This is a genomic window from Nocardia arthritidis (assembly GCF_011801145.1).
Classification (GTDB): domain Bacteria; phylum Actinomycetota; class Actinomycetes; order Mycobacteriales; family Mycobacteriaceae; genus Nocardia; species Nocardia arthritidis_A.
The window spans coordinates 3700205-3721577 of record NZ_CP046172.1 but is presented as its reverse complement, the minus strand read 5'-3'; the positions used below and the strand labels follow the sequence as shown (position 1 = coordinate 3721577).

At 67.4% G+C, this 21373-nt stretch carries 14 protein-coding genes; 7 read left to right on the top strand and 7 right to left on the bottom strand.

The window, feature by feature from the left end:
• Window positions 1-27 precede the first annotated feature (27 nt).
• Window positions 28-5505, top strand: a complete 5478-nt coding sequence (locus F5544_RS16715) for a carboxyl transferase domain-containing protein (RefSeq protein WP_167474043.1) — start codon at window positions 28-30, stop codon at window positions 5503-5505.
• A 97-nt stretch (window positions 5506-5602) separates the two neighbouring features.
• Window positions 5603-6256, top strand: coding sequence for a TetR/AcrR family transcriptional regulator (locus F5544_RS16710; RefSeq protein WP_167474042.1), 654 nt, complete (start codon window positions 5603-5605; stop codon window positions 6254-6256).
• On the opposite strand, the gene F5544_RS16705 is transcribed toward F5544_RS16710, so the two are convergent.
• A complete protein-coding gene (locus tag F5544_RS16705; protein WP_167474041.1) occupies window positions 6253-6744 on the bottom strand; it encodes a pyridoxamine 5'-phosphate oxidase family protein in 492 nt (163 codons plus the stop codon). The two genes, F5544_RS16710 and F5544_RS16705, sit on opposite strands and share 4 nt — an antisense overlap.
• A gap of 63 nt (window positions 6745-6807) precedes the next feature.
• Between F5544_RS16705 and F5544_RS16700 the strand changes: the two genes are divergently transcribed.
• Window positions 6808-7776 (top strand): helix-turn-helix transcriptional regulator, encoded by a 969-nt coding sequence (locus F5544_RS16700; RefSeq protein WP_167474040.1) that lies wholly within the window; start codon window positions 6808-6810, stop codon window positions 7774-7776.
• A 16-nt stretch (window positions 7777-7792) separates the two neighbouring features.
• Here F5544_RS16700 and F5544_RS16695 read toward each other — a convergent pair whose 3' ends face one another.
• Window positions 7793-8740, bottom strand: coding sequence for a hypothetical protein (locus F5544_RS16695; protein ID WP_167474039.1), 948 nt, complete (start codon window positions 8738-8740; stop codon window positions 7793-7795).
• 257 nt (window positions 8741-8997) lie between these two features.
• A complete protein-coding gene (locus F5544_RS16690; protein WP_167474038.1) occupies window positions 8998-10152 on the bottom strand; it encodes an epoxide hydrolase family protein in 1155 nt (384 codons plus the stop codon).
• A gap of 295 nt (window positions 10153-10447) precedes the next feature.
• On the opposite strand from F5544_RS16690, the gene F5544_RS16685 reads away from it, so the two are divergent.
• From F5544_RS16685 to F5544_RS16675, 3 genes are read left to right on the top strand one after another with little or no spacing between them, the layout of a single operon-like run.
• On the top strand, window positions 10448-13120 hold the full coding sequence (locus tag F5544_RS16685) for a hypothetical protein (RefSeq protein WP_167474037.1): 2673 nt from the start codon (window positions 10448-10450) through the stop codon (window positions 13118-13120).
• A gap of 9 nt (window positions 13121-13129) precedes the next feature.
• On the top strand, window positions 13130-14896 hold the full coding sequence (locus tag F5544_RS16680) for a hypothetical protein (protein ID WP_167474036.1): 1767 nt from the start codon (window positions 13130-13132) through the stop codon (window positions 14894-14896).
• Between the two features lie 20 nt (window positions 14897-14916).
• Window positions 14917-15894 carry a helix-turn-helix transcriptional regulator gene (locus F5544_RS16675; RefSeq protein ID WP_167474035.1) on the top strand — a complete coding sequence of 326 codons (978 nt, stop codon included), beginning with the start codon at window positions 14917-14919 and terminating at the stop codon, window positions 15892-15894.
• A gap of 38 nt (window positions 15895-15932) precedes the next feature.
• Here the strand turns inward: F5544_RS16675 and F5544_RS16670 are convergent, their stop codons facing one another.
• Window positions 15933-17027: an FAD-dependent monooxygenase gene (locus F5544_RS16670; RefSeq protein ID WP_167474034.1), complete on the bottom strand. Its 1095-nt coding sequence runs from the start codon at window positions 17025-17027 to the stop codon at window positions 15933-15935.
• Window positions 17028-17128: 101 nt separating this feature from the next.
• Between F5544_RS16670 and F5544_RS16665 the strand changes: the two genes are divergently transcribed.
• Window positions 17129-17683, top strand: coding sequence for a TetR/AcrR family transcriptional regulator (locus tag F5544_RS16665; RefSeq protein ID WP_167474033.1), 555 nt, complete (start codon window positions 17129-17131; stop codon window positions 17681-17683).
• Here the strand turns inward: F5544_RS16665 and F5544_RS16660 are convergent.
• Genes F5544_RS16660 through F5544_RS16650 form a run of 3 tightly spaced genes read right to left on the bottom strand, consistent with a single transcriptional unit; the run spans window position 17676 to window position 21365 of the window.
• Window positions 17676-19112: a GntP family permease gene (locus F5544_RS16660; RefSeq protein ID WP_167474032.1), complete on the bottom strand. Its 1437-nt coding sequence runs from the start codon at window positions 19110-19112 to the stop codon at window positions 17676-17678. The genes F5544_RS16665 and F5544_RS16660 overlap by 8 nt on opposite strands.
• Window positions 19113-19122: 10 nt before the next feature.
• The gene (locus F5544_RS16655) at window positions 19123-19752 is read right to left on the bottom strand and encodes a bifunctional 4-hydroxy-2-oxoglutarate aldolase/2-dehydro-3-deoxy-phosphogluconate aldolase (protein ID WP_167474031.1); all 630 of its coding nucleotides are present in this window, start codon (window positions 19750-19752) and stop codon (window positions 19123-19125) included.
• Window positions 19749-21365, bottom strand: a complete 1617-nt coding sequence (locus F5544_RS16650; RefSeq protein WP_167474030.1) for an N-acyl-D-amino-acid deacylase family protein — start codon at window positions 21363-21365, stop codon at window positions 19749-19751. Before F5544_RS16650 ends, F5544_RS16655 begins: the two co-directional genes overlap by 4 nt.
• Between the last annotated feature and the right edge of the window lie 8 nt (window positions 21366-21373).

Below are 21373 nucleotides of genomic sequence, written 5' to 3'. Positions count from 1 at the left end.
CGGTGCCTTGGAGAGAAGGACCTTCGAGTGTTCGAACGTATCGGAATCGTCAACCGGGGAGAGTCCGCGATGCGGCTCATCCGCGCGGTGCGGGAACTCGCCGCCGAGACCGCGACCCCGATCGAAACCGTCGCTTTATACACCGACGTGGACAGCACGGCCGCATTCGTGCGCCAGGCTGATATCGCCTACAACCTCGGCCCCGCGTCCGCGCGCCCCTATCTCGACCTGAACGCGCTGCGCCGCGCGCTGGTCGAGACGAAATGCGACGCCGCATGGGTCGGTTGGGGTTTCGTCGCCGAAGATCCGGCGTTCGCGGAGCTGTGCGCCGAAACCGGCGTCACCTTCGTCGGACCCAGCGCCGAGGCCATGCGCAAACTCGGCGACAAGATCGGCGCCAAACTGATCGCCGAGGAGGTCGGCGTGCCGGTCGCCCCGTGGAGCCGGGGCGCGGTCGAAACCCTCGACGCCGCAAAGGCGGCCGCGGCCGAGATCGGTTATCCGTTGATGCTGAAGGCGACCGCGGGCGGCGGCGGTCGCGGCATCCGGGTGATCACCAGCGAGGCCGAGCTGATCGACGCGTACGAACGCACCAGCCAGGAGGCCGCGCGGGCCTTCGGCAGCGGCGTCGTATTCCTGGAACGCCTCGTCACCGGCGCGCGGCACGTCGAGGTGCAGGTGATCGCCGACGGCCAGGAAACCGCGTGGGCGCTCGGCGTCCGGGACTGCTCGGTGCAGCGGCGCAACCAGAAGATCATCGAGGAGTCGGCCTCGCCGGTGCTCAGCGCCGAACAGGCGGCCGAGCTGAAGGCGTCCGCGGAACGGCTCGCGCTCGCGGTCGGCTACCGCGGCGCGGCGACGGTGGAATTCCTCTACCACCCGGGTGAGCGGCAGTTCGCCTTCCTCGAGGTCAATACCCGCCTGCAGGTCGAACATCCGATCACCGAGTCCACCACCGGATTCGACCTGGTCAAGGCCCAGCTGTGGGTGGCGTCCGGCAACCGTCTGCAGGGCGAGCCGCCCGTCGAGCGCGGGCACGCCGTCGAGGCCAGGCTCAACGCCGAGGATCCGGACCGCGATTTCGCGCCCGCGCCCGGCCGGATCGCCCGGCTGGTCATGCCCGCGGGGCCCGGTATCCGCGTCGACACCGGTGTCGGCGAGGGTGACACCATCCCGGCCGATTTCGACTCCATGATCGCGAAGATCATCGCGCACGGCCGCGACCGGACCGAGGCCCTGAGCAGGCTGCGCCAGGCCATGAACCAGACGACGGTCGTCATCGAGGGCGGCGTCACGAACAAGAGTTTCGTCCTCGACCTGCTCGACCAGCCCGAGATCATCGACGCCACCGCCGACACCGGCTGGATCGACCGCGCCCGCGCCGCGGGCAGGCTGATATCGCATCGGCACACCGCCGTCGCCCTCGCCGCCGCGGCCATCGAAACATATGAGGAGGCCGAGCGCGCGGAACAGCAGCGGCTGCTGACCACCGCGTTCGGTGGCCGCCCGCAGGTGCAGCACGACAGCGGCAGGCCGCTGGATCTGCAGCTGCGCGGCGTCGGCTATCGCGTGCGGGTCGCCAGAGTCGGCGCGAACCGGTTCCGGGTCGTCATCGAGGCGGGCGGCGAAATCCGCACGGCCGATATCGAATTGAACCGCTTCGACCGCAACACCGGGCAGATCATCGTCAACGGCACCCGGTACCGGTTGCTCACCAGCACCTTCGGCCCCACCCACCTGGTCGAGGTCGACGGTGTGACGCACCGGGTCAACCGGGACGACGGCGGTGTCGTCCGCGCGCCCGCGCCCGCCCTCGTCGTCGCCACTCCCCTGGCGGTCGGCGCCGAGGTCGAGGCCGGTGCGCCCGTGCTCGTCCTGGAGAGCATGAAGATGGAGACGGTGCTGCGTGCGCCGTTCGCCGCGCGCCTCAAGGAATCCCACGTATCGGTCGGCACCCAGGTCGAGACCGGCGCGCCGCTGCTGCGCCTGGAACCGCTCGCCACCGACGACGAGGAAGACCAGGCGACCGCCGCGCCGGTCGAGCTGGATCTGCCCGCGGGCCCCGATTCCGTACCCGCCGCGCAGCGGGCCCGGCAGGGTCAGGAGGATCTGCGCAGCCTGCTGCTCGGCTTCGACGTCGACCCGCACGACGAACGCCGGGTGCTCGACGACTATGTCGGCGCGCGCCGGGTGCTCGGCGCGAACGGCGAGCGGACGCTCGCCGAGGAGCTCGAGCTCATCGACATCTTCACCGACCTCGCCGAGCTGAGCCACAACCGGCCCGCGGACGAACACGTCGGCGGCCACATCCACAGCGCCCGCGAATATTTCCACGTCTACCTGCAGAGCCTCGATGTCGACCGGGCCGGGCTGCCCGAATCGTTCCAGACGAAACTCGGGAACGCGCTGCGCCGTTACGGCGTCACCGAATTGCCGCGCTCGCCGGAGCTGGAGGCCGCGGTGTTCCGCATCTTCCTGGCGCAGCAGCGCGCGTCGGCGCATGCCACGCTGCTCGCCGCGCTGCTGCGCGAATGGCTGCGCGAGCCGGTGCCCGAGAAGTCCCTGCGCGAGCCCATCGGCCTGGCGCTGGCCCGGCTGGTCGCCGCCACCCAGGTGCGTTTCCCGGTCGTCGCCGACCTCGCCCGCGGGGTCGCCTACGCCTGGTTCGGTCAGCCGCTGCTGCGCCGCAACCGGGCCCGCGTCTACACCGATGTGCGTAGGCACCTGCGGCACTTGGATATTCAGCCCGACGCGGCCGATCGCGCAGAACGCATCGCCGAAATGGTGCGCAGCACCGAACCTCTGGTGCGCCTACTCGGCCAGCGGTTGGCCCGGCCCGATCTGAACAGCGCCGTGCTGCTCGAGGTGCTCACCCGCCGCTACTACGGCAACAAGGGCCTCACCAGCCTGCGCGCGAGCGAGATCTCCGGCTGCACCTTCGTCATCGCCGAACGCGCCGATTCGCTGGTGGTTTCGTGCGCGGTCGGCATGGCCGAACTCGGGGACGCGCTGCGCGCGCTCACCGATCTGATCACCGTCGAACATCCGGTGGTCGTCGATATCTACCTGCGCTGGGAACAGCAGCCGGAGGATTTCGACGCGATGGCCGCCGCGCTGCACGAGGTGGTGCGATCGGTGCCGCTGCCGAAACAGGTCGGCCGGGTCACCATCGCCGTCGCCGGAAGTAAGGCCGCGGTGATGCACCACCACTTCACCTTCCAGCCGTCCGATGCCGGATTCGCCGAGGATCGGCTGATCCGCGGCCTGCACCCGTACATCGCGCAGCGCATGCAGATGCAGCGGCTGAGCAAATTCGACCTCACCCGGGTCTCGTCCTCCGACGACGACGAGGTCTACCTGTTCCGCGCCGTCGCGAAGGACAACCCGTCCGACGACCGGCTCATCGCGTTCGCGCAGGTCCGTGACCTGACCGAGCTGCGCGATCACGACGGACAGCTGGTCGCGCTGCCGACCGCGGAGAACACGCTCGCCACCTGCCTCGACTCGATCCGGCGCGCGCAGTCGCAGCGGCCGACGGCAAAGCGGTTCAACACCAACAGGATCGTCGTGTACGTGTGGCCGCCGAGCGAGATCACCCGCGCGGAAATGGATATCATCGCCGCGCGCATCCTGCCGACCGCCGCGGGCGCGGGCCTGGAGGAGATCCAGTTCATCGCGCGCCAGCGCGACCGGAAAACCGGTGAGCTGCACAAGATTTCGGTGCATTTCCGGTTCGACCCCACCGGCGGCACCGAACTCGTGCTCGGCGAGCCGTCGGCCGAGGAGATCGAACCGCTCGACGACTACCGGTTGAAGGTGCTGCGCGCCAGCATCCGCAATACCGTGTACCCGTACGAATTGACCGACCTGCTGGGCGAATTCACCGAATACGACCTCGACGACAAGCACGCGCTGGTACCGGTGGACCGGCCGAAGGGCCGCAATTCCGCGGCGATCGTCGCGGGTGTCGTCACCACCGCGACCAGGCGGCATCCGGAGGGTGTCAGCCGGGTGGCGCTGCTCGGCGATCCGACGAAATCCCTTGGCGCGCTGTCGGAACCGGAGTGCCGCCGAATCATCGCCGCACTCGATCTCGCCGAACGGTTGGGCGTGCCGCTGGAGTGGTACGCGCTCTCGTCCGGCGCCAGGATCTCCATGCAGTCGGGCACCGAGAATATGGACTGGGTGGCCGCCGCGCTGAAGCGCATCGTCGAATTCACCCAGGACGGTGGGGAGATCAATATCGTCGTCGCGGGCATCAACGTCGGGGCGCAGCCGTACTGGAACGCCGAGGCGACAATGCTCATGCACACCAAGGGCATTCTGGTGATGACGCCGGAATCGGCGATGGTGCTCACCGGTAAACAGGCGCTCGACTTCTCCGGCGGTGTTTCGGCCGAGGACAATTTCGGCATCGGCGGCTACGAGCGGGTCATGGGGCCGAACGGCCAGGCGCAGTACTGGGCGCCGAATTTGACCGCGGCGCGCGACATTCTGATGTCGCACTACGAGCACACCTATGTGGCGCCCGGCGAACAGGGTCCGCGCCGCGTCACGACGACCGACCCCATCGACCGCGACATCTGCGACTACCCGCACCTGGTCGCGGACAGCGATTTCACCACCGTCGGCGAAATCTTCTCCGCCACCGCGAATCCGGACCGCAAGAAGCCGTTCGACATCCGCACCGTCATGCGGGCGCTGGCCGATCAGGACCATCCCGTGCTGGAGCGCTGGGCGGGTATGGCCGACGCGGAGACCGCGGTGGTGCAGGATCTGCACCTCGGCGGTATTCCGGTGTGCGCGTTGGGGATCGAGTCGCGGCCGGTGGCGCGGCGCGGCTTCCCGCCCACCGACGGCCCCGACACCTACACCGCGGGCACGCTCTTCCCGCAGTCGTCGAAGAAGGCCGCGCGGGCGATCAACGCGGCCAGCGGCAACCGGCCGCTGGTGGTGCTGGCGAACCTGTCCGGCTTCGACGGATCGCCGGAGTCGCTGCGGAAGCTGCAGCTGGAGTACGGCGCCGAAATCGGCCGCGCCATCGTGAATTTCCGCGGACCCATCGTGTTCTGCGTACTTTCGCGATACCACGGCGGCGCGTTCGTGGTGTTCTCCAAGACGCTCAACCCGGAGATGACGGTGCTCGCGGTGGAGGGTGCGTTCGCCTCGGTGCTCGGCGGCGCTCCCGCCGCGGCGGTGGTCTTCGCCGCCGACGTGGCTGCCCGCACCGCATCCGATCCACGGGTGCGGGAGCTGGAGGCCCGCGCCGCGGCCGCCGCCGGCGCCGACCGGGCCGCGCTCACCGCCGAACTCGACGAGCTGCGGGCGTCGGTGCGCACCGAGAAGCTCGCCGATGTGGCCGCCGAATTCGACCGCGTGCACAGCATTCAGCGCGCCGTCGAGGTCGGTTCGGTCGACGCCGTGGTCCGCGCCGCCGAACTGCGGCCGCGCATCATCGCCGCCATCGAGGCCAAGGCGGCGGACCGGGCGATGACGCTGGTCTGATGCATCGCATCGGTTGGGCCGCGCGGCAGCGCGCGGCCAACCGATGCGATACCGGTTGGGCCGCGTAATTCAGTCAGGCACAAAGGGATTGGAACCGATGGCGACGATCAGGCGCGGATTGACCCGAGACCGGCTGGCCGCCATCGCTCACGAATACGTCTCGGAATACGGACTCGACGCGCTCACCATGCGCCGGCTGGCGGCCGCGGCGGAGGTGACACCGGGCGCGCTCTACAAGCATGTGCGCGACCGGAAGGATCTGCAGCGGGCAATGGCCGACACGATTTTCGGCGCCGTCGACCTCGCCGGCCTCGAGGCCGGCGACCCCGACGCGGACAAGGTGATCGCGTGCTGTGAGCGGATTCGCGCGGCAATGCTGCAATTCCGGGACGGCGGGCGCATCGTCGCCGGCTCGTATTCGCCGTCCGCCGCGACCGTGCGGGTATCGGCCACGCTGTTCGCCCTGCTGCGAGCCGTCACCGTGCCGGAATTCGATCCGGGCGAGATCGCACTGGTATTGCGTTCCTACATAACGGGTTTCGTCATCGAGGAACAAGCCTATCTGGAACTGGTCGGCGCGGACGAATGGGACGATCTGGTGCACGGCATTTCGGCCGACGGCACCGCGCGGGCCGACGAATCCGGTGACATCATCGCCATCATGACCGGCGACCGCGACCGGCGCTTCACGGCCGGGCTGCACGCCGTGATGTCCGGCAAGGTTCCCGCGGAAGCGTCCATATCCCGTTAGTGCTTGCGGACGACTCGTTCGCCCCGGCCCGGTTTCCAAATGGTGATGTCGAGGTGGTCATCGATCACCTCCACGGTGGACGCGCCGGTCAGGTCGGCGACGTAGAAGTGGTCGAACTCCCGGCCGCGGATATCGAATCCGGTTTCCTGGTACAGGTTTTCGGCGAATCGTACGTGTAGCTCGCGGTCCGGGCGGTTGGTGACGGCGCCGAACAGTTTGGCGTCACCGTCGCCGACGTGCGTGTCGACGGTCGCGGTGTGCAGACAGAACCGTGGATCGCGGGCCAGATCGGCGAATTTGGTGGTGTTCGGCATACCCCCGATCACCAGCATGCCCTCGAATACGCGCGGCTCGATGGGGCTGATCCGCGGTGAACCGTCGGCGCGCACGGTGCCGAGCAGGCACAGGTTGCCTGCGGCCTTGTGCCTGCGCTCGAAGATCGCGGCGATATGCGGCGCTTCCACGGTGAATTGGGTCCAGGTGGTCATGACCTCGACGGTAGCGCCGATACTGGACATCTTCTGTCAGGTTTTTCGAATAGGCTGGCCGATATGCGAGCGAGTCGGTTGGTGCGGTTGCTGCTGCTGTTGCAGACGCGCGGCCGGACCACGGCCGCGCAGCTGGCCGCCGAACTCGAGGTTTCGGTGCGCACCGTTTACCGGGATATCGACGCGCTGTCGGAGGCGGGCGTCCCGGTCTACTGCGAGCAGGGGCGCACGGGCGGCGTCCGGCTGGTCGACGGTTACCGGACCCGGCTCACCGGCCTGACCACCGAGGAGGCGGACGCCGTGCTGCTGGCCGGATTACCCGGCGCGGCAGCGGATTTGGGCCTCGGCACAGTGCTGGCCACCGCACAGCTCAAGGTGCTCGCCGCGCTGCCACCCGAATTGCGTGGCCGCGCAACGCGTATCGCGGACCGGGTGCACATCGACGCGCCCGGCTGGTTCCATCGCCCCGACGAGACACCCACCCTGGCGGTGGTGGCCGAGGCCCTCTGGCACGACCGCAGGCTCTCGATTCGCTACGGCCGCAAGGACAAAGAGGTGCGGCGCACGATCGACCCGCTCGGACTCGTCTTGAAAGCGGGTAACTGGTACCTGGTGGCCCGGCAGGACACCGATATCCGCTCGTACCGGGTGGGCCGGATCATCGAAGCCATCCCGACTGACGAAATATTCACGCGTCCATCGGATTTCGATCTCGCCGCGCACTGGGCCGTCGCGGCGGACGAATTCGCCCGGTCGATGTTGCGAGTGCGGGCCCGGATCCGCATCGCGGCAACCCATCTGCGGTTCCTCCGGCTGTCCAACGATCCGGCGGCGGTCACCGCGGCGCTGGCCACGACGACCGAGCCGGATGCCGAGGGCTGGGTGGAGATCGTGCTGCCGTCGGAATCGTATGAGGTTCTGGCACACGGGATTCTGCCGCTGGGCGAGTACGCCGAGGTGCTGGACCCGCCGGAGTTACGGACCCGGCTCGCCGAAACCGCGGCTCAGATGCACTCGCGCTATTCGCGTTGAGGCGCTGTCCGGCGAGCTAGTTCAGCTGCACGGTGGCGGCGTTGAGCAGCCCGACGCCGTCGGTGCCGGTCCAGAGAATCGTCGGCCGGTTGCCGCCGCCGTCGAATCGGTGGATCAGCGCCGGTCCCGCGATGCTGAACTCGTCGAGCGTCGTCACCCTGGTGATGGGATCGCGACCGGCGGCCAGCGCCGAGGTATCGACCTCCGCCAAATTGAGCCGTCCCGCGCCGTCGATTCCCGTCCACGCCACGATGAGTTCATCACCTCCAGTGTTCTTCAAGGCCGGTTGAAAGCCGCTTTGCTGAGCGGATACGACAACCGGCGGCGTGCCCTGCGCATCGACACCGGTTTGCGCGAACCGGAGGAATCCATCGGAGCCGGTCCACGCCCACACCAGCGATAACGGATCGTCCAGTTGTTCCGGGTGCGCTACCCCTCGGGTAGCTCCGATCCAATTCAATTCGAACGCCGGATTGAACGCGAGCGGCTGACCGGCGTTCGCCTGTGACTCACTGATCCGCCCATTTTGATCGACCACATCCACATGCACCGTTGAGCTCTGGCCCCCGGACAAGCCGATCGACGGAGAACTATTGCCACTGATCGACGTGCCGTTGACGAATGCGCGGCCGAGTACCGCACCATTGAACTGCCCATTGCCGTCGACTCCGAGGGTCGCGATATTCGTCGTCCGGCTGCCGTTGGTCCCCGTCCATGCCAACAAGATGTTGTTGCCATCGGTTGCCAATGCCGGGGCGAAATTCGACGTATCCGTGAGAGTGGTTTTCCGCAACGTACTGCCCGCCAATTGTCCCGACGTGGACTCCGATACATTCGCCACCGAGATGTTGGCGCTGTTGCGATCGCCGCACCACGCGACGATCGGCGTACCGAATACGACGGTGACGGCCGGACCGGCGATGCTGCTCTCGTTCCATGTCACCTTGTCGATTACCGAACCCATGATCTCGCCTTTCGAGCTGGAAACGATCCCCTCCGCGCTACCGGCGGAGGCCGAGCCCTACACCAGGCTCCCGCCGACAACCGGGGTCCGGCACCCGCGGTTCCGTTGAATGGACCCATTGCACAGCCTCGACCAACTCGGAGTTGCCGCGCATCAGCGGCGTCGATTGCCGAGGGTTCGAACACAAACCTCCGGCGATGAGTGGCACATGGTGGCGGGCCACTCGCGATGTTTGCCGCCACCATGTGCCACCGGAGCTACCGGACCGTGCGGAAGAACTCCCGCACATCCTCGATCAGCAGATCGGGCGCTTCGAGCGGTGCGAAATGCCCGCCGCGGTCGTATTCGGTCCAGCGGACGATGTCGTGTTCCTGTTCGGCGATGGCGCGGATCGGGCGTTCACCCGCGAAATTCGCTGCGGCCGTTGGCACTCCGGATTTCGGCAGCCGTACACCCCACACGTTCGATTCCCGGTACACCCGGATCGAGGAGGCGAAAGTCTCGGTGAACCAATAGATCGCGACGGTGGTGAGCAGCGCGTCGCGGCCGACCGCGGCATCGGGGAATTCGATGTCCGGATTCGTGAAACGCTGGTAGATATCCGTCATCCAGGCCAGCATGCCGACCGGGGAATCGTGCATGCCGATGGCCAGGGTCTGCGGGTGCCCGGAATGCACCATCGCGTAGTCGTATCTCGTCTGACTGTTCGAGCCGTTGAGTTCGGCCAGCCGCTCGAGGTCGGATTCGCTGTATTCCGTATCGGATTCATCGCCGTCCCAGGACGGCAACGTTATCGGGCCGTTGAGGTGGATGCCCGCGACCCGGTCCGGCGCGATCCGCCCGAGTTCGGCGCAGACGAACTGCCCGGCGTCGCCACCCTGCGCACCGTAACGCTCATAGCCGAGCCGGGTCATCAGCTGCGCGATCAGCCGCGCACCGTTCTCCGTGCCCGCGTGCCCGGCACGATGCGTCGGACCGGAGAAGGCGAAGCCGGGAAGTGATGGAATCACCAGGTGGAAGGCGTCTTTCGGATCACCGCCGTGCCCGCGCGGATCGCTCAGCGGACCGATGACCTCCAGGAATTCGGTGAAGGTGCTCCCCCAGCCGTGGCTCAGCACCAGCGGTAACGCATCCGGTTCCGGCGACCGCACGTGTACGAAATGCATTCGCTGCCCGTCTATTTCGGTGACGAACTGCGGTAGCTCGTTGAGTTCCTTTTCCACGGCACGCCAGTCGTATTGATCGCGCCAATATTCGGCCAGCGAACGCAGATACGACACCGGCATACCGTAATCCCAACCGACGCCGGGCAATTCATCCGGCCAGCGGACACCGCCGAGCCGTGCGCGCAGGTCGTCCAGCCGGGCCTGTGGGATCTCGATGCGGAAGGGTCGGATGTTCTCGTTGCTCATGAGTACGACGCTAGACTCCGCTTAGGACAGTCTCGTTCCTAACTCGCAAACTTCGAGATCACGACCCATGCCAGGACGGATGAGCACGCATCCCGACGCCATGACCGAAGTCAGGATCGAAATATCGTCACGGTGGTTGCGAATCGGTTCCCACAAATAGCGGTCCACTGAATGGACTGAAGCACGAGAGCATATTCGACGACGACCTAGCCTGGCATACGAACACATATAAAACTCTTCGGCTCGCAGCGCGAGCCACTGGCCCGAGATCGCGCGCCGGATCAGGAGATTCATCATGTCCATCGTCGTAACCTTCACCGACCGCCAGCCGGTTGCGGCAACCGGTCCGAATGCCGGACTTCAGGTTTGGACGTATACCGTGCAGGCATCGTCACCGCTGGATCTGTCCGCCACCAAGCGCATAGCGCTGGCATTGCCCGCCGATATCGAGATCCAGGACCCGCGTAAATTCCCGAATATTCCCGCGCTCAACGGCGCGTTCCTGGAGATCGACCCCGGTGTCACCCGCCAATTCGCGGGAAAGGTGCTCACTCAACCCCTTTCACTCACCCAGACGATTTCGTTCGTCGCACCGGCCACGCAGGAAAACCGCGAACTACTGCTGATGAGTTCGGGCAACGGTGACGGCTGGACGGTGCTGCCATTCGCACTCACCGCGGGTGCGGCGGTCGCGAATACTCAGATAATGCCCGCGCCCGCCGGATCGAGCCAGGTCTTCACGGGACGCCCGCTCGCCGATTTCACCGGCACCTTTCCCTACGCCGCCGAGATTTTCGGCGTATACCAGCCGCTCAAGGGCTGGCAGGGCGCACAGAGCACACAGATGTTCGCACCCGCTCCCGCGGACGCGCCGCCGTCGACCGCCGGGATTCTGTCACCGGTCGGTGTGGTGGATCTGTTCCGCGAATACTTCTTCGAATTCGATACCTTCCTCGGACCGCCCGCCGGACATTTGTGGCTCAGCCCCGGCGGCACCGTCGAGGTGGTCGAGACCAGCACGCGACGCACCTTGGTCGAGCAGTCCGCGGAACAATCGGTCCAGACGACCCGCAAGTCGGAGGAGTCGCTGACCGATCAGACCGATATCGCCGACGCCGTCAAGGAGGAGAACGCGAACGATACCAAGCTGGGCGCGAGTGCGAAGGCGGGCGCGAATTTCGCCGGCATCTATCACGGTGACGTCAGCACCAGTTTCGAATCCACGAATACCACCAAAAAGGCGGCGGAACAGTCGCACAAGCAAACTCGGGCGCAGAGCTCGAAGGTGACCAGCGAGATCGTCCGGAATTTCAAGACGACATTCAAGACGGTGACGGAATCGACGGACACCTCCAGCAGGCGCTACGTCGTGCAGAACACCACCGACCGACTGGTGAACTACGAACTGCGCAGGAAGATGCGCAAGGTCGGCGTGCAGTTGCAGCACATCGGCAGTCAATTGAGCTGGCAGGTCTTCCTGGGGTCCGGCCCGAACACCGCGACGCCGGGCGCGATCACCACCGCGCCGGGACGGCTGCTCGGCCTCGGTGAAATGGTGCATGTGGTGCCCGCCCCGGATCTGACCTCATTGCACAAGCCGGAACCGCCGACGCCGCTGCAGCAATTGCATACCGCGTTCCCCGGTGTCTTTCCCATTCGCCGTTTTCCCGGCACGACGAACGCGCCGCACAATGATGTCAATTACACGCGCGCGGGTACCACCGACGAGATGAACAGCGACGACAACGACGATCACATCATCGCGACAGCGCATTTCACCGCGTCGCCGCCCGCGCCGGGCTATCAGCTGACGAGCATCTTCCTGGTCTCGGCCAAGACGCATACCGGAGAGGACGCGCTGTTCGTCGCCCCAGCGAATCAGATCGTGGTCGAGGACGCCGCCTCCGGCGCGTTTCGAGTGCAGGCCGATCAGGTGAATTTCGGTGGCGGCGGGACCATTACGCTGAATTTCACCTTGTTCTGGAATCCGCCGGCCGTCGATCCGGCGCAGGCGGAGTTCGAACGCCAGCTGGCGGATTACAACGCCGCCGTCGCCGAGCTCGAGCGCAAGGAATACGCGAACGCGGTCCGCGACCGGTTGCGGCTGCTCAGCGGTACCCGCACCCGCTCGGCCGACGATCTGCGCAAGGAGGAGCGCGAGGCGGTGTTCGGCGAGCTGATCAAGAAGATCCAATTGTTCAAGGACAACCCGCATTTCGGCGCCGAGACGATTCGCCAGCTGTTCGACGTCGACGAGATGTTGTACTTCGTGGCGCCGGACTTCTGGCGTCCCGACTATCCGGTCGACCCACCGGTGTCGAATACCGTCGGGCGCTATCCGGTGCCGCCCGCGGTATTCACGGCCGATCCGAACCAGACGGACCCGGTCCACGGCGAGACGGTGGTGAGCTGGTATTCCCATACCGGCAAGGAGAATTCGGCTCGCAGCGATACCGCGGGCATCGCCGACGAATTCCGCGTCAACTATCTCATCACCGAGGAAACGCAACCCGCTCCCATGGGCAGTTCGCTGGGCTGGCTGATACAGGCGGACGGCGACGAACGCCGCAACGAATTCCTCAATGCCGCCTGGGTCAAGGTGGTGCTGCCGATCCGGCCCGGACACGAACTGGAGGCGTTGGATTGGTTGCGGAAATCGAACGTCGAGGGCGAGGCGGCACTGGACCAGCCGTACCAGGTGCAGCCGGGCGATCCGCCCGACTTCAACGGTAAGACAATCGGCCAGGTGTTGACCGAGGTGGCCACACGGCTACAGGCCACGAACACCGATATCGGCAGCACACTGGCCGCGGAAAAGGTCTTCCAGACCGGATTCGATCCGTTGGACGGTGGATTCCGGCCGCCGGCGCCGTTGCAGATATTCGACCAGTGGGTGGAGGTGCTGCCCACCGATCAGATCGTGGCGGTCGAGGTGGCCTACGACCCGAAGTCCGGCCGGCAGCTGTAGCGAATTACCATGTCAGAGTTACGTATTCGGTTGCACCAGGCGGATACCGATCCGGCTTTCAAGCAGCGGGTGCGCGCGTCCGCCGACACGCAGGCCGGTAGCGTCGGCGGCGACGAGTTCCGGCTGCCGTTACCGGGTGCGGGCGATTTCACGGTGACCGTCGAGGTGCTCGCACCGGATCGGAGCACCGTGGTCGAGCTGATAACGCAAGGCTTCACGATCACCGCCGCGGGCGCGCTCGTGGCGGCGTTCGCCGCGACCAACGGCGCGGTGCTTTGGACGCACCGCCTGCATCCGAGGCTGACCGGCGGTCTGGCACCGGATGCGGGCGGGGTGGTGCGGCTGCGGCTCGACCTCACCTTCGTCGATATGACCTCGGTGGTGGCGAGCCAGCCCGGCTCGTTCGAGGAGTACAACCGGCCGCACCTGGCCGACCCGCGGAATCCGGGACGCGACGACCCGCATCACGGATGTCTTTGCTACGCCTTCGAATTAACCCGTGCGCCGACGCCGAAGACATGGTTCATGCTGGTCCCACCGAAGGTCTCGACACAGCCTGCCAATCCGTTCAACCCGGCGCCCAAGCATGCCGCGGTACCGGATATCGACGCGCTGACGGCGCGGAAGTTCGATGTGCTCACGTTTTTCCGGCCGAGCACGGGCACCACCTACAGCCGGGTCGAGCAGACACCGGTGAGCGGGCGCATCGGCCGGTACTTCGTCGACCCACCGGTGTTCGCGCCGTTCTTCGCGACACCGAATCCACCCTTCTGGCACAGCTTTCCGGCGATCGGCCTGCAAGAACAGCTCGCGCGCAGCGGAAAACGGGTGCTGTCGGTATTTCCGTGGCCGAGCCAGGGCAACTACGGACCCGCCGGCACGAGCCAACTGCCGAAGCTGCTGGAAAGCCTTGTGCTGGCCGCATATTCACGCGGCATTATCGGAACGGCGAATCAGCTGGGTGTCTCCGTCGGACGGCTCGGCATCGCCGGCTTCAGTCTCGGCGGCGGCACGGCGATCCGTGCGTGGCTGGATCCAACCGTGCGAGGGCGGTGTTCGGAGCTCTACCTGTTCGACGCGAACGATATCGACACCTTGGTGCGAGACCCGCGGACGGTCCGGGACTGGCTGGATCGCGACCACACCCGGGTCATCCGCATGACCGGCGCGTTGCACCTACGCCAGGCGCTCGCCCTGGCCACCGCCGTCGACGCCGGTTGGCCGGACAAGCTGGCCAAGGCGGATCAGGATCCGGCGAAGAATCCGCCGCCGCGGGTCTGGTGCAGGCCCGGCGAGGTGGCCTTCTTCACCGGCCGCACGCCGGGCTCGATCTACGGTTGGGCATTCCAGGTGCCGCCCGATCCGGCCCACCCGCGCGACCGGAGCACCTATCCGGCGACCCCGCCCGGGCTCGCGGTGACACCCGCGAGCTCACCGCTGACCAGTCGGTCCGGCATCGTATTCACCGATGCCGGAACGGCTTCCACGGTGACCGTCGCGCTGGCGGATACGCCTGCCAAGACAGTGCCGATGAACGGAGTTTCGGCGGTCGAGGTATCCGGTTTCGCCGCGTTCTCCCTACGCGATTCGCAGGGAGCGGTGCACACCATCGGCGAGTTGCGGAAGTTCGCCGACGCCGCGTCGCGACTGCTGGTGCTGCCCACCAACGTGCGCCACCAGTGGGCGATCTGCGGCGGCCAGGGCGATCCGAGCCGCGGTGACGGCTTCGAGGGGTATTTCTTCCTCTGTCTACGTGACAGCGGGTTCGCCACCTGAGGTTTGGCAGGATCGAGATCGTGTTGGAGACCTCCGCGCGACTGCTCAAACTGCTCGCCCTACTTCAGACGCATCGCGATTGGTCCGGTGCGGAGCTGGCCGAGCGGCTCGGCGTCACCGGTCGCACCGTGCGCCGGGATATCGACCGCCTGCGCGACCTGGGCTATCCGGTGCACGCGACCCAGGGCACGGCGGGCTACCGGCTGGGCGCGGGCGCGGCGCTGCCGCCACTGCTCCTGGACGACGAGGAGGCAGTCGCGGTGGCGGTCGGGCTGCGCGGCGCGTCCGGCGGCTCGACCGGCATCGAGGAGGCGTCGCTGCGCGCGCTGACCAAACTCGAACAGGTATTGCCGCCGCGCCTGCGCCATCGGGTCCAGACGTTGCGGGCGGCGACCGTCCGGGTCGCGGCGCCGGGAGCCGCGGTGGACGCCGAGGTGCTGATGGCGATCGCCGAGACGGTGCGGCGGCACGAGCGACTCCGCTTCGACTATCGCGACCACAACGGCCGAACCGCAAGGCGCACAGTGGAACCGCACCACCTCGTCAACTTCGACCGCCAGTGGTATCTGGTCGCGTGGGATACCGACCGCGCCGATTGGCGCACCTTCCGCGTCGACCGGATGACGCCGAAGGTACCGACCGGACCCCGCTTCTCGCCCAGGGAGATTCCCGAAGGTGATGTGGCGGAATATCTTTCGCGCAGGCTCTCGGTACACGCCTGGCCGTTCCAGGCGACCGTTCGGCTGCCGGTATCGGCCGAGGCGGCCGCCGAACGCGTCTGGCCGGGCACCGGTGTGTTGGAGGCGATCGACGAACACGGTTGTCTGCTGCGCGTCGGCGCGGATACGCCGTGGTCGCTGGTGTGGATGATCACCTCGGTGGATCTCGACTTCGAAATGGTAAGCGGCCCACCGGAATTGGCGACGGCGCTGCGGACGCATGCGGACCGCTGCGCGGCCGCGGTGCGGAACGTGCCGCCGGACGTACCGCAGCGCTGACCCAATCGTGAGCGCCCGGCACCTTCACTCCGGCCCCCTCAGGGCTGCCAATCCAGCACTGCCGCCGCCGTTTTCGCCTGGGCCTCGGCAGGCAACCGCCGCATCACCGCATTGCGCACCGCGACCGCGGGCCGCCAGGACAACTGCGCGATGGCTCCGATCTGTCGCGAACGAACACGAATCATCTGCGTGCGCCGCACGCGTTCGGCGTCGTATCGCGCCAGTCCGTTCCCCTCGGCCGCGATCCGTGCCAGTACCACCGCGTCCTCCAGCGCCTGACAGGCGCCCTGCCCGAGATTCGGCGTCATCGCGTGCGCCGCATCGCCGACGAGCGCGATGCGTTCGGCCACATATGTTTTCAGCGCGGGCAGATCGTAGATCTCGTGTTTGAGCAGGTCTTCCTCGGTGGCCGCCGCGACCAGCGCGGGCACCGGCGCGGGCCAGTCGGCGAAGCGCCGCCGGAGCTCGCCGAGCCCGCCATCCTCGGAGCCCGCCGCCTTATTCGCTACGGCGAAGCAGTAAACCCGGCCATCGTGCAGCACGCCATAGCCGAATCGCTCACCGGTGCCCCAGATCTCGGCTATCTCACCCACCGGCTCGGTCGGCGTGACCACCATCCGCCATGTCACATAGCCGCTGTAGCGGGGCTCGATCACACCGCACACCGCGCGCCGAACCGCGCTCCGGATACCGTCCGCGCCGACGATCACCTCGCCTGCCGAGGTGCCCGCGGAATGTTCCACGGTGCCGTCGGGATGCGCCCGCGTCACCGTGATTCCCGTGCGCAGTACGGATTCCGGTACGGCGGCGCGCAAGACCTCGTGCAGCTCGGCGCGGTGCATCATCTGCGGCAGGCCGTACTTCGATCTGAACAGTGCCACGTCCGACCGGCTGAGCCAGTGCCCGTCGGTATCCCGGATCCCCGCCGAGCCGGACTCCCGCGCGGGCACCGCATCCGCGAGTCCGAGCGCGGCCAGCGCGCGAAGTCCGTTGGGCCACACCGACAATCCCGCACCGACCTCGCGGATCCGCGGCGCCCGCTCCAGCACCTCCACATCCCAGCCCTGTCTGATGAACGCGACAGCGGTGGCCAAGCCACCGATCCCAGCACCGACGATTATCGCCTTCGGCATCGCACCCTCCCGGTGAACTCGCTCCTGCCGCCGACGCTACTCGCGCGAGCATCGCATTACTACATCTGTAGTACGGATCACTACTTATGTAGTATCGGTGGATGCCGACCAAACGCGACATCGCCCTGGACGCCGCGATCGAACTCCTCGGCACCAGGGGTCCGCGCGCCCTCACCCATCGCGCCGTCGACGAACTCGCGGGCCTGCCCGCCGGGTCTACGTCGAACTATTTCCGCACCCGCGAGGCGCTGCTCATCGGCATCGTGGAACGGCTGGAGCAGTACGACTACGCCTACTGGGAGGTGGACGGCAATGCGCCCGCTCCGCACACCGTCGATCAATTAGCGCACGCCGCAACCACTTTCGCCGAGGATATGATCGGCGCGAATCAGGCCAGAACCCTGGCCCGCTACGCGCTGCTGCTCGAGGTACGGCAGATGCCCGAGCCGCTGCTCGCACTGCGGCGCGGGCACGAGCGCATCGTCGACTGGGCGGCGGCATTGCTCGGCGAATTCGGCGTCGCCGAGCCCCGCATCGCCGCCAAACAGTTGATCGATTATCTGGACGGCATGATCCTGCACCAGCTCACCAGCCCGACAACGGATTTCGACGTCGCCGATGCGGTGACCCGGATGGTCCGGGCGCTGCTCAGCTGACGATCGCGAACAGCACGGCGGCCACCGCGAAGCTCACGACGGACAGCACCGTTTCGAGCACGGTCCAGCTCTGCAGCGTCTGTTTGACCGTCAGGTTGAAGTATTTCTGGATGATCCAGAATCCGCCGTCGTTGACGTGGCTGAGGATGATCGAACCGGCCGCGATCGCCATGGCGATCAAGGCGATCGAGGCCTGCGAGTAGCCGTGCCCGGCCACCAGCGGCGCGACGATACCACCGGTGGTCACGATGGCCACCGTCGCCGACCCCTGCGCGATGCGCAGCCCGCAGCTGATGAGGTAGGCGAGCAGCATCACCGGAAGTCCGGCGTCCGACATGGTATTCGCGAGCGCGGTGCCGATACCCGTTGCGGCGATGATCTTTCCGAAGAAGGCGCCCGCACCGACCACCAGCAGCAGCATGCCGACGGGCCGCAGCGATTCGGCGGTGAGCGCGCTCAACTCCTGCACGCTGGAGCCGCGCCGCACGCCGAGCAGGTAGAAGGCGATGAGCACCGCGATGAGCAGCGCCACCGCCGGGGTGCCGAGGAAGGTCAGCACCTGCAGCAGCCGCGAATTCTTGTCCAGCAGTTGAGTTCCGAAGGTGGCGCCGAGGATGAGCACCAGCGGCACCGCGATGATCCCGCCGATGGTCCACACCGAGGGCGCGCCGCGTTCGGCGGTCCGCGTCGGCGCGGTCGCCGCGCCGGGCCCCTCACCGTTGCCCTCCTTGCGCACCAGGAATTCCTCGGGCACCTCGACCTGGATCCGCTTGCCGATCCAGGCGCCCCACACCAGGCCTGCCGCGATGAATCCCGGTATGCCGCAGATGAATCCCATCAGGATCAGCCAGCCGAGGCTCACCTCGAGCAGGCCGCCGATGGCCACCGGACCCGGATGCGGCGGCAGGAAGGCGTGCGTCATCGACAGGCCGGCCAGCATCGGCATGGCGTAGAGCACCAGCGAGCGCCCGCCGCGCTTGGCCGCCACGTAGATCAGCGGGGCCAGCACGAAGATGCCGATGTCGAAGAACACCGGAATGCCGAAGATGAGACCGAGCAGACCCATCGCGATCGGAGCGCCCTTGGGCCCGAACAGGTTCAGCAGCTTGCCGGTGAGAACATCGGCGCCGCCGGACCTTTCGAGGATGGCGCCGAGCACCGTGCCGAGGCCGATGATCACGGCGATATGGCCGAGGATGCCGCCGAAGCCGGTCTCCAGCAGCGAATCCCCGCTCTTGATCGCCGTGCCGACGATCTTGTTCACCGGTAGCCCGGCGGCCAGCGCGAGCGCGAGACCGGTCAGCAGCAGCGCGATGAACGGCTCGAGCTTGATCTTGATGATGGCCAGCAGCAGTACGGCGATCGCCAGCCCGCAGAGCACAAGCAACCCGGGGGTCGAGGTGCGCAGCCAGTCGACAGTGGTCCCCATCGGGTACCCCTTACTTCATGGATCGAACGAAAGCGGCCGCGCGCGAGGCGATATCGGACCATCGGCCCGCGGCGACATCGGCGGGCGCCACGACATCGGTGCCCGCGGTGACGGCGACCGCCCCGTTGGCGAGGAAGTCGGCGGCATTGCCCGCGTTGACGCCACCCGAGGGGATGAGCGCCACATCAGGGAAGGGCCCGCGCAGGTCCTTCAGGTATCCGGGCCCGAGCGCGCGGGCCGGGAAGATCTTCACCGCGGCCGCGCCGAGATCGAGCGCCTGCAGCACCTCGGTGGGCGTGAAAGCGCCCATGATGACCGGGATTTCGCGGGCGACGGCGACCTCGGCCACCTCGGCCCGCAGCCCTGGGGTGACCAGGAACCGTGCGCCGTTGTCGATGGCCGCGCGGGCCTGCTCACCGGTGAGCACGGTGCCGACGCCGAGCAGCGCATCGGCCGCCGCGCCCGCCCGCTTCAGGTAGTCCAGCACGCCCGGCGTGGTGAAGGTGAGTTCCAGGGTGCGAATCCCGGAGTGCGCCAAAGCTTCCGCGAGCGCGACCGGATCCGGGATGTGCGGGGCGCGGACCACGGTCAGCACCCGGTCGGCGCGGATGATGTCCAGCGCCGTCGTTCCGGCGGTCATCTGGTCTCCTTTCGCGAGGCGTCCATACGCAGCGAGCGGCCTGCCAGAATGCCGGTCGGCGTGCCGTTTTCGATGGCGAACCGGCCGTTGACCAGGACGTGCGCGATACCGCGCGCCCGCTGTTTCGGATTCTCGAAGGTGGCGGTGTCGGTGATCGTCGCCGGATCGAACAGCACGAGATCGGCCGCGTATCCGGCGCGGATCAGCCCGCGCTCGCGCAGCCGGAGTCGTCGGGCGGGGCGGCCGGTCAGATGGTGCACGCATTCCGCCAGCCCGAGCACGCCGAGTTCGCGCACGTACCGCGCGAGGTAGCGGGGAAAGGTGCCCCACGCCCGCGGGTGCGGCCGGTCGCCGACCAGCAGCGCGTCGCTGCCGCCCATATGGCCGGGGTCGGCCATGATGGCGCGCACGTTCTCCTCGTGGCCGACGTGCTGAAGGATGGTGGTGGCCAACTGATCCCGGCGCAGCAGGTCGAAGAAGATCGCCACCGGTTCGGCCCCGCGCTCGGCCGCCAGCTCCGCGACGGTCTTGCCGACGGCGGAGCGCAACTCGTCATTACCGACGCCGCTGATCTGGATGGTGTCCCATTCGACGGTCACCCCGTGGCAGCCGTCCGATCCGTTCACGTTGACGTCCAGGGTGATTCGCGCACGCTCGGCCGGATCGGCGAGCCGGGCCAGCGCGGCGTCCGGGCCGCCGGACATCGCCCAGCTCGGCAGCAGCGCCGAAAGTGTGGTGGAGCCGGGCAGATACGGGTAGGTGTCGAGGGTGATATCGCAGCCGTCGGCGCGGGCCGCCGCCAGCAGCGCGAGGAATTCCGGTGCGCGCCCGCGGTTCACGCCGAAGTTCATGGTGGCGTGGGTCAGGTGCAGTGCGCAGCCGGTCGCGCGGGCCAGCCCGATCATTTCGGCGTACGCGTCCAGCGCGCCCTTGCCGTACGAGCGGGTGTGCGGGGCGTAGAAGCCGCCGTATTCGGCCACCACCTCGCACAGCGCGGCCAATTCGCCGGTGTCGGCGTACATTCCGGGGGTATAGGTGAGCCCGCTGGACATGCCGACCGCGCCGTCGCGCAGTCCCTGCGCCAAAAGCTCACGCATGCGGTCGATTTCGGCCGTCGTCGCCGGACGCTGCTCGGGGCCCACCACCATCAGGCGCAATGTGCCCTGCGGTACCAGGTAGGCCGCGTTCGGGGTGATGCCCTCGTCGAGCCGGTCCAGGTATTCGGCGACGGTGCGCCAGGAGAAGTCGAGTCCGGCGGGATTGCCGTTCCACCCGGCGATCTGGCGGCGCAGCACGGCGAGCGCCGCCGCATCGATGGGTGCGTAGGACAGTCCGTCCTGCCCGATCACCTCGGTGGTGACGCCCTGGCTGATCTTCGGCAGATGCCCGGGTTCGGTGAGCAGGTGCAGGTCGGAATGCGCGTGCATATCGATGAAGCCGGGGGCGAGCACGGTTCCCGGCGGCGCCGCGACGACGGATCGCCCTGCGGCGTCCAAGGTTCCGGGTGCGGCGAGCTCGGCGATCCGGTCGCCGCTCACGCGCACATCGCCGCGGAATCCGGGCGCACCGGTACCGTCGATGATGTCGATATCGCGAATCAATAGGTCGGTCATGGCATTCC

What these genes read in the sequence shown, in the direction of transcription:
- F5544_RS16685 (WP_167474037.1), top strand. Translation starts at nt 10,448, where the DNA reads ATGTCCATCGTCGTAACCTTCACCGACCGCCAGCCGGTTGCGGCAACC.
- F5544_RS16700 (WP_167474040.1), top strand. Translation starts at nt 6,808, where the DNA reads ATGCGAGCGAGTCGGTTGGTGCGGTTGCTGCTGCTGTTGCAGACGCGC.
- F5544_RS16705 (WP_167474041.1), bottom strand. Translation starts at nt 6,744, where the DNA reads ATGACCACCTGGACCCAATTCACCGTGGAAGCGCCGCATATCGCCGCG.
- F5544_RS16655 (WP_167474031.1), bottom strand. Translation starts at nt 19,752, where the DNA reads ATGACCGCCGGAACGACGGCGCTGGACATCATCCGCGCCGACCGGGTG.
- F5544_RS16650 (WP_167474030.1), bottom strand. Translation starts at nt 21,365, where the DNA reads ATGACCGACCTATTGATTCGCGATATCGACATCATCGACGGTACCGGT.
- F5544_RS16680 (WP_167474036.1), top strand. Translation starts at nt 13,130, where the DNA reads ATGTCAGAGTTACGTATTCGGTTGCACCAGGCGGATACCGATCCGGCT.
- F5544_RS16670 (WP_167474034.1), bottom strand. Translation starts at nt 17,027, where the DNA reads ATGCCGAAGGCGATAATCGTCGGTGCTGGGATCGGTGGCTTGGCCACC.
- F5544_RS16660 (WP_167474032.1), bottom strand. Translation starts at nt 19,112, where the DNA reads ATGGGGACCACTGTCGACTGGCTGCGCACCTCGACCCCCGGGTTGCTT.
- F5544_RS16690 (WP_167474038.1), bottom strand. Translation starts at nt 10,152, where the DNA reads ATGAGCAACGAGAACATCCGACCCTTCCGCATCGAGATCCCACAGGCC.
- F5544_RS16695 (WP_167474039.1), bottom strand. Translation starts at nt 8,740, where the DNA reads ATGGGTTCGGTAATCGACAAGGTGACATGGAACGAGAGCAGCATCGCC.
- F5544_RS16710 (WP_167474042.1), top strand. Translation starts at nt 5,603, where the DNA reads ATGGCGACGATCAGGCGCGGATTGACCCGAGACCGGCTGGCCGCCATC.
- F5544_RS16665 (WP_167474033.1), top strand. Translation starts at nt 17,129, where the DNA reads ATGCCGACCAAACGCGACATCGCCCTGGACGCCGCGATCGAACTCCTC.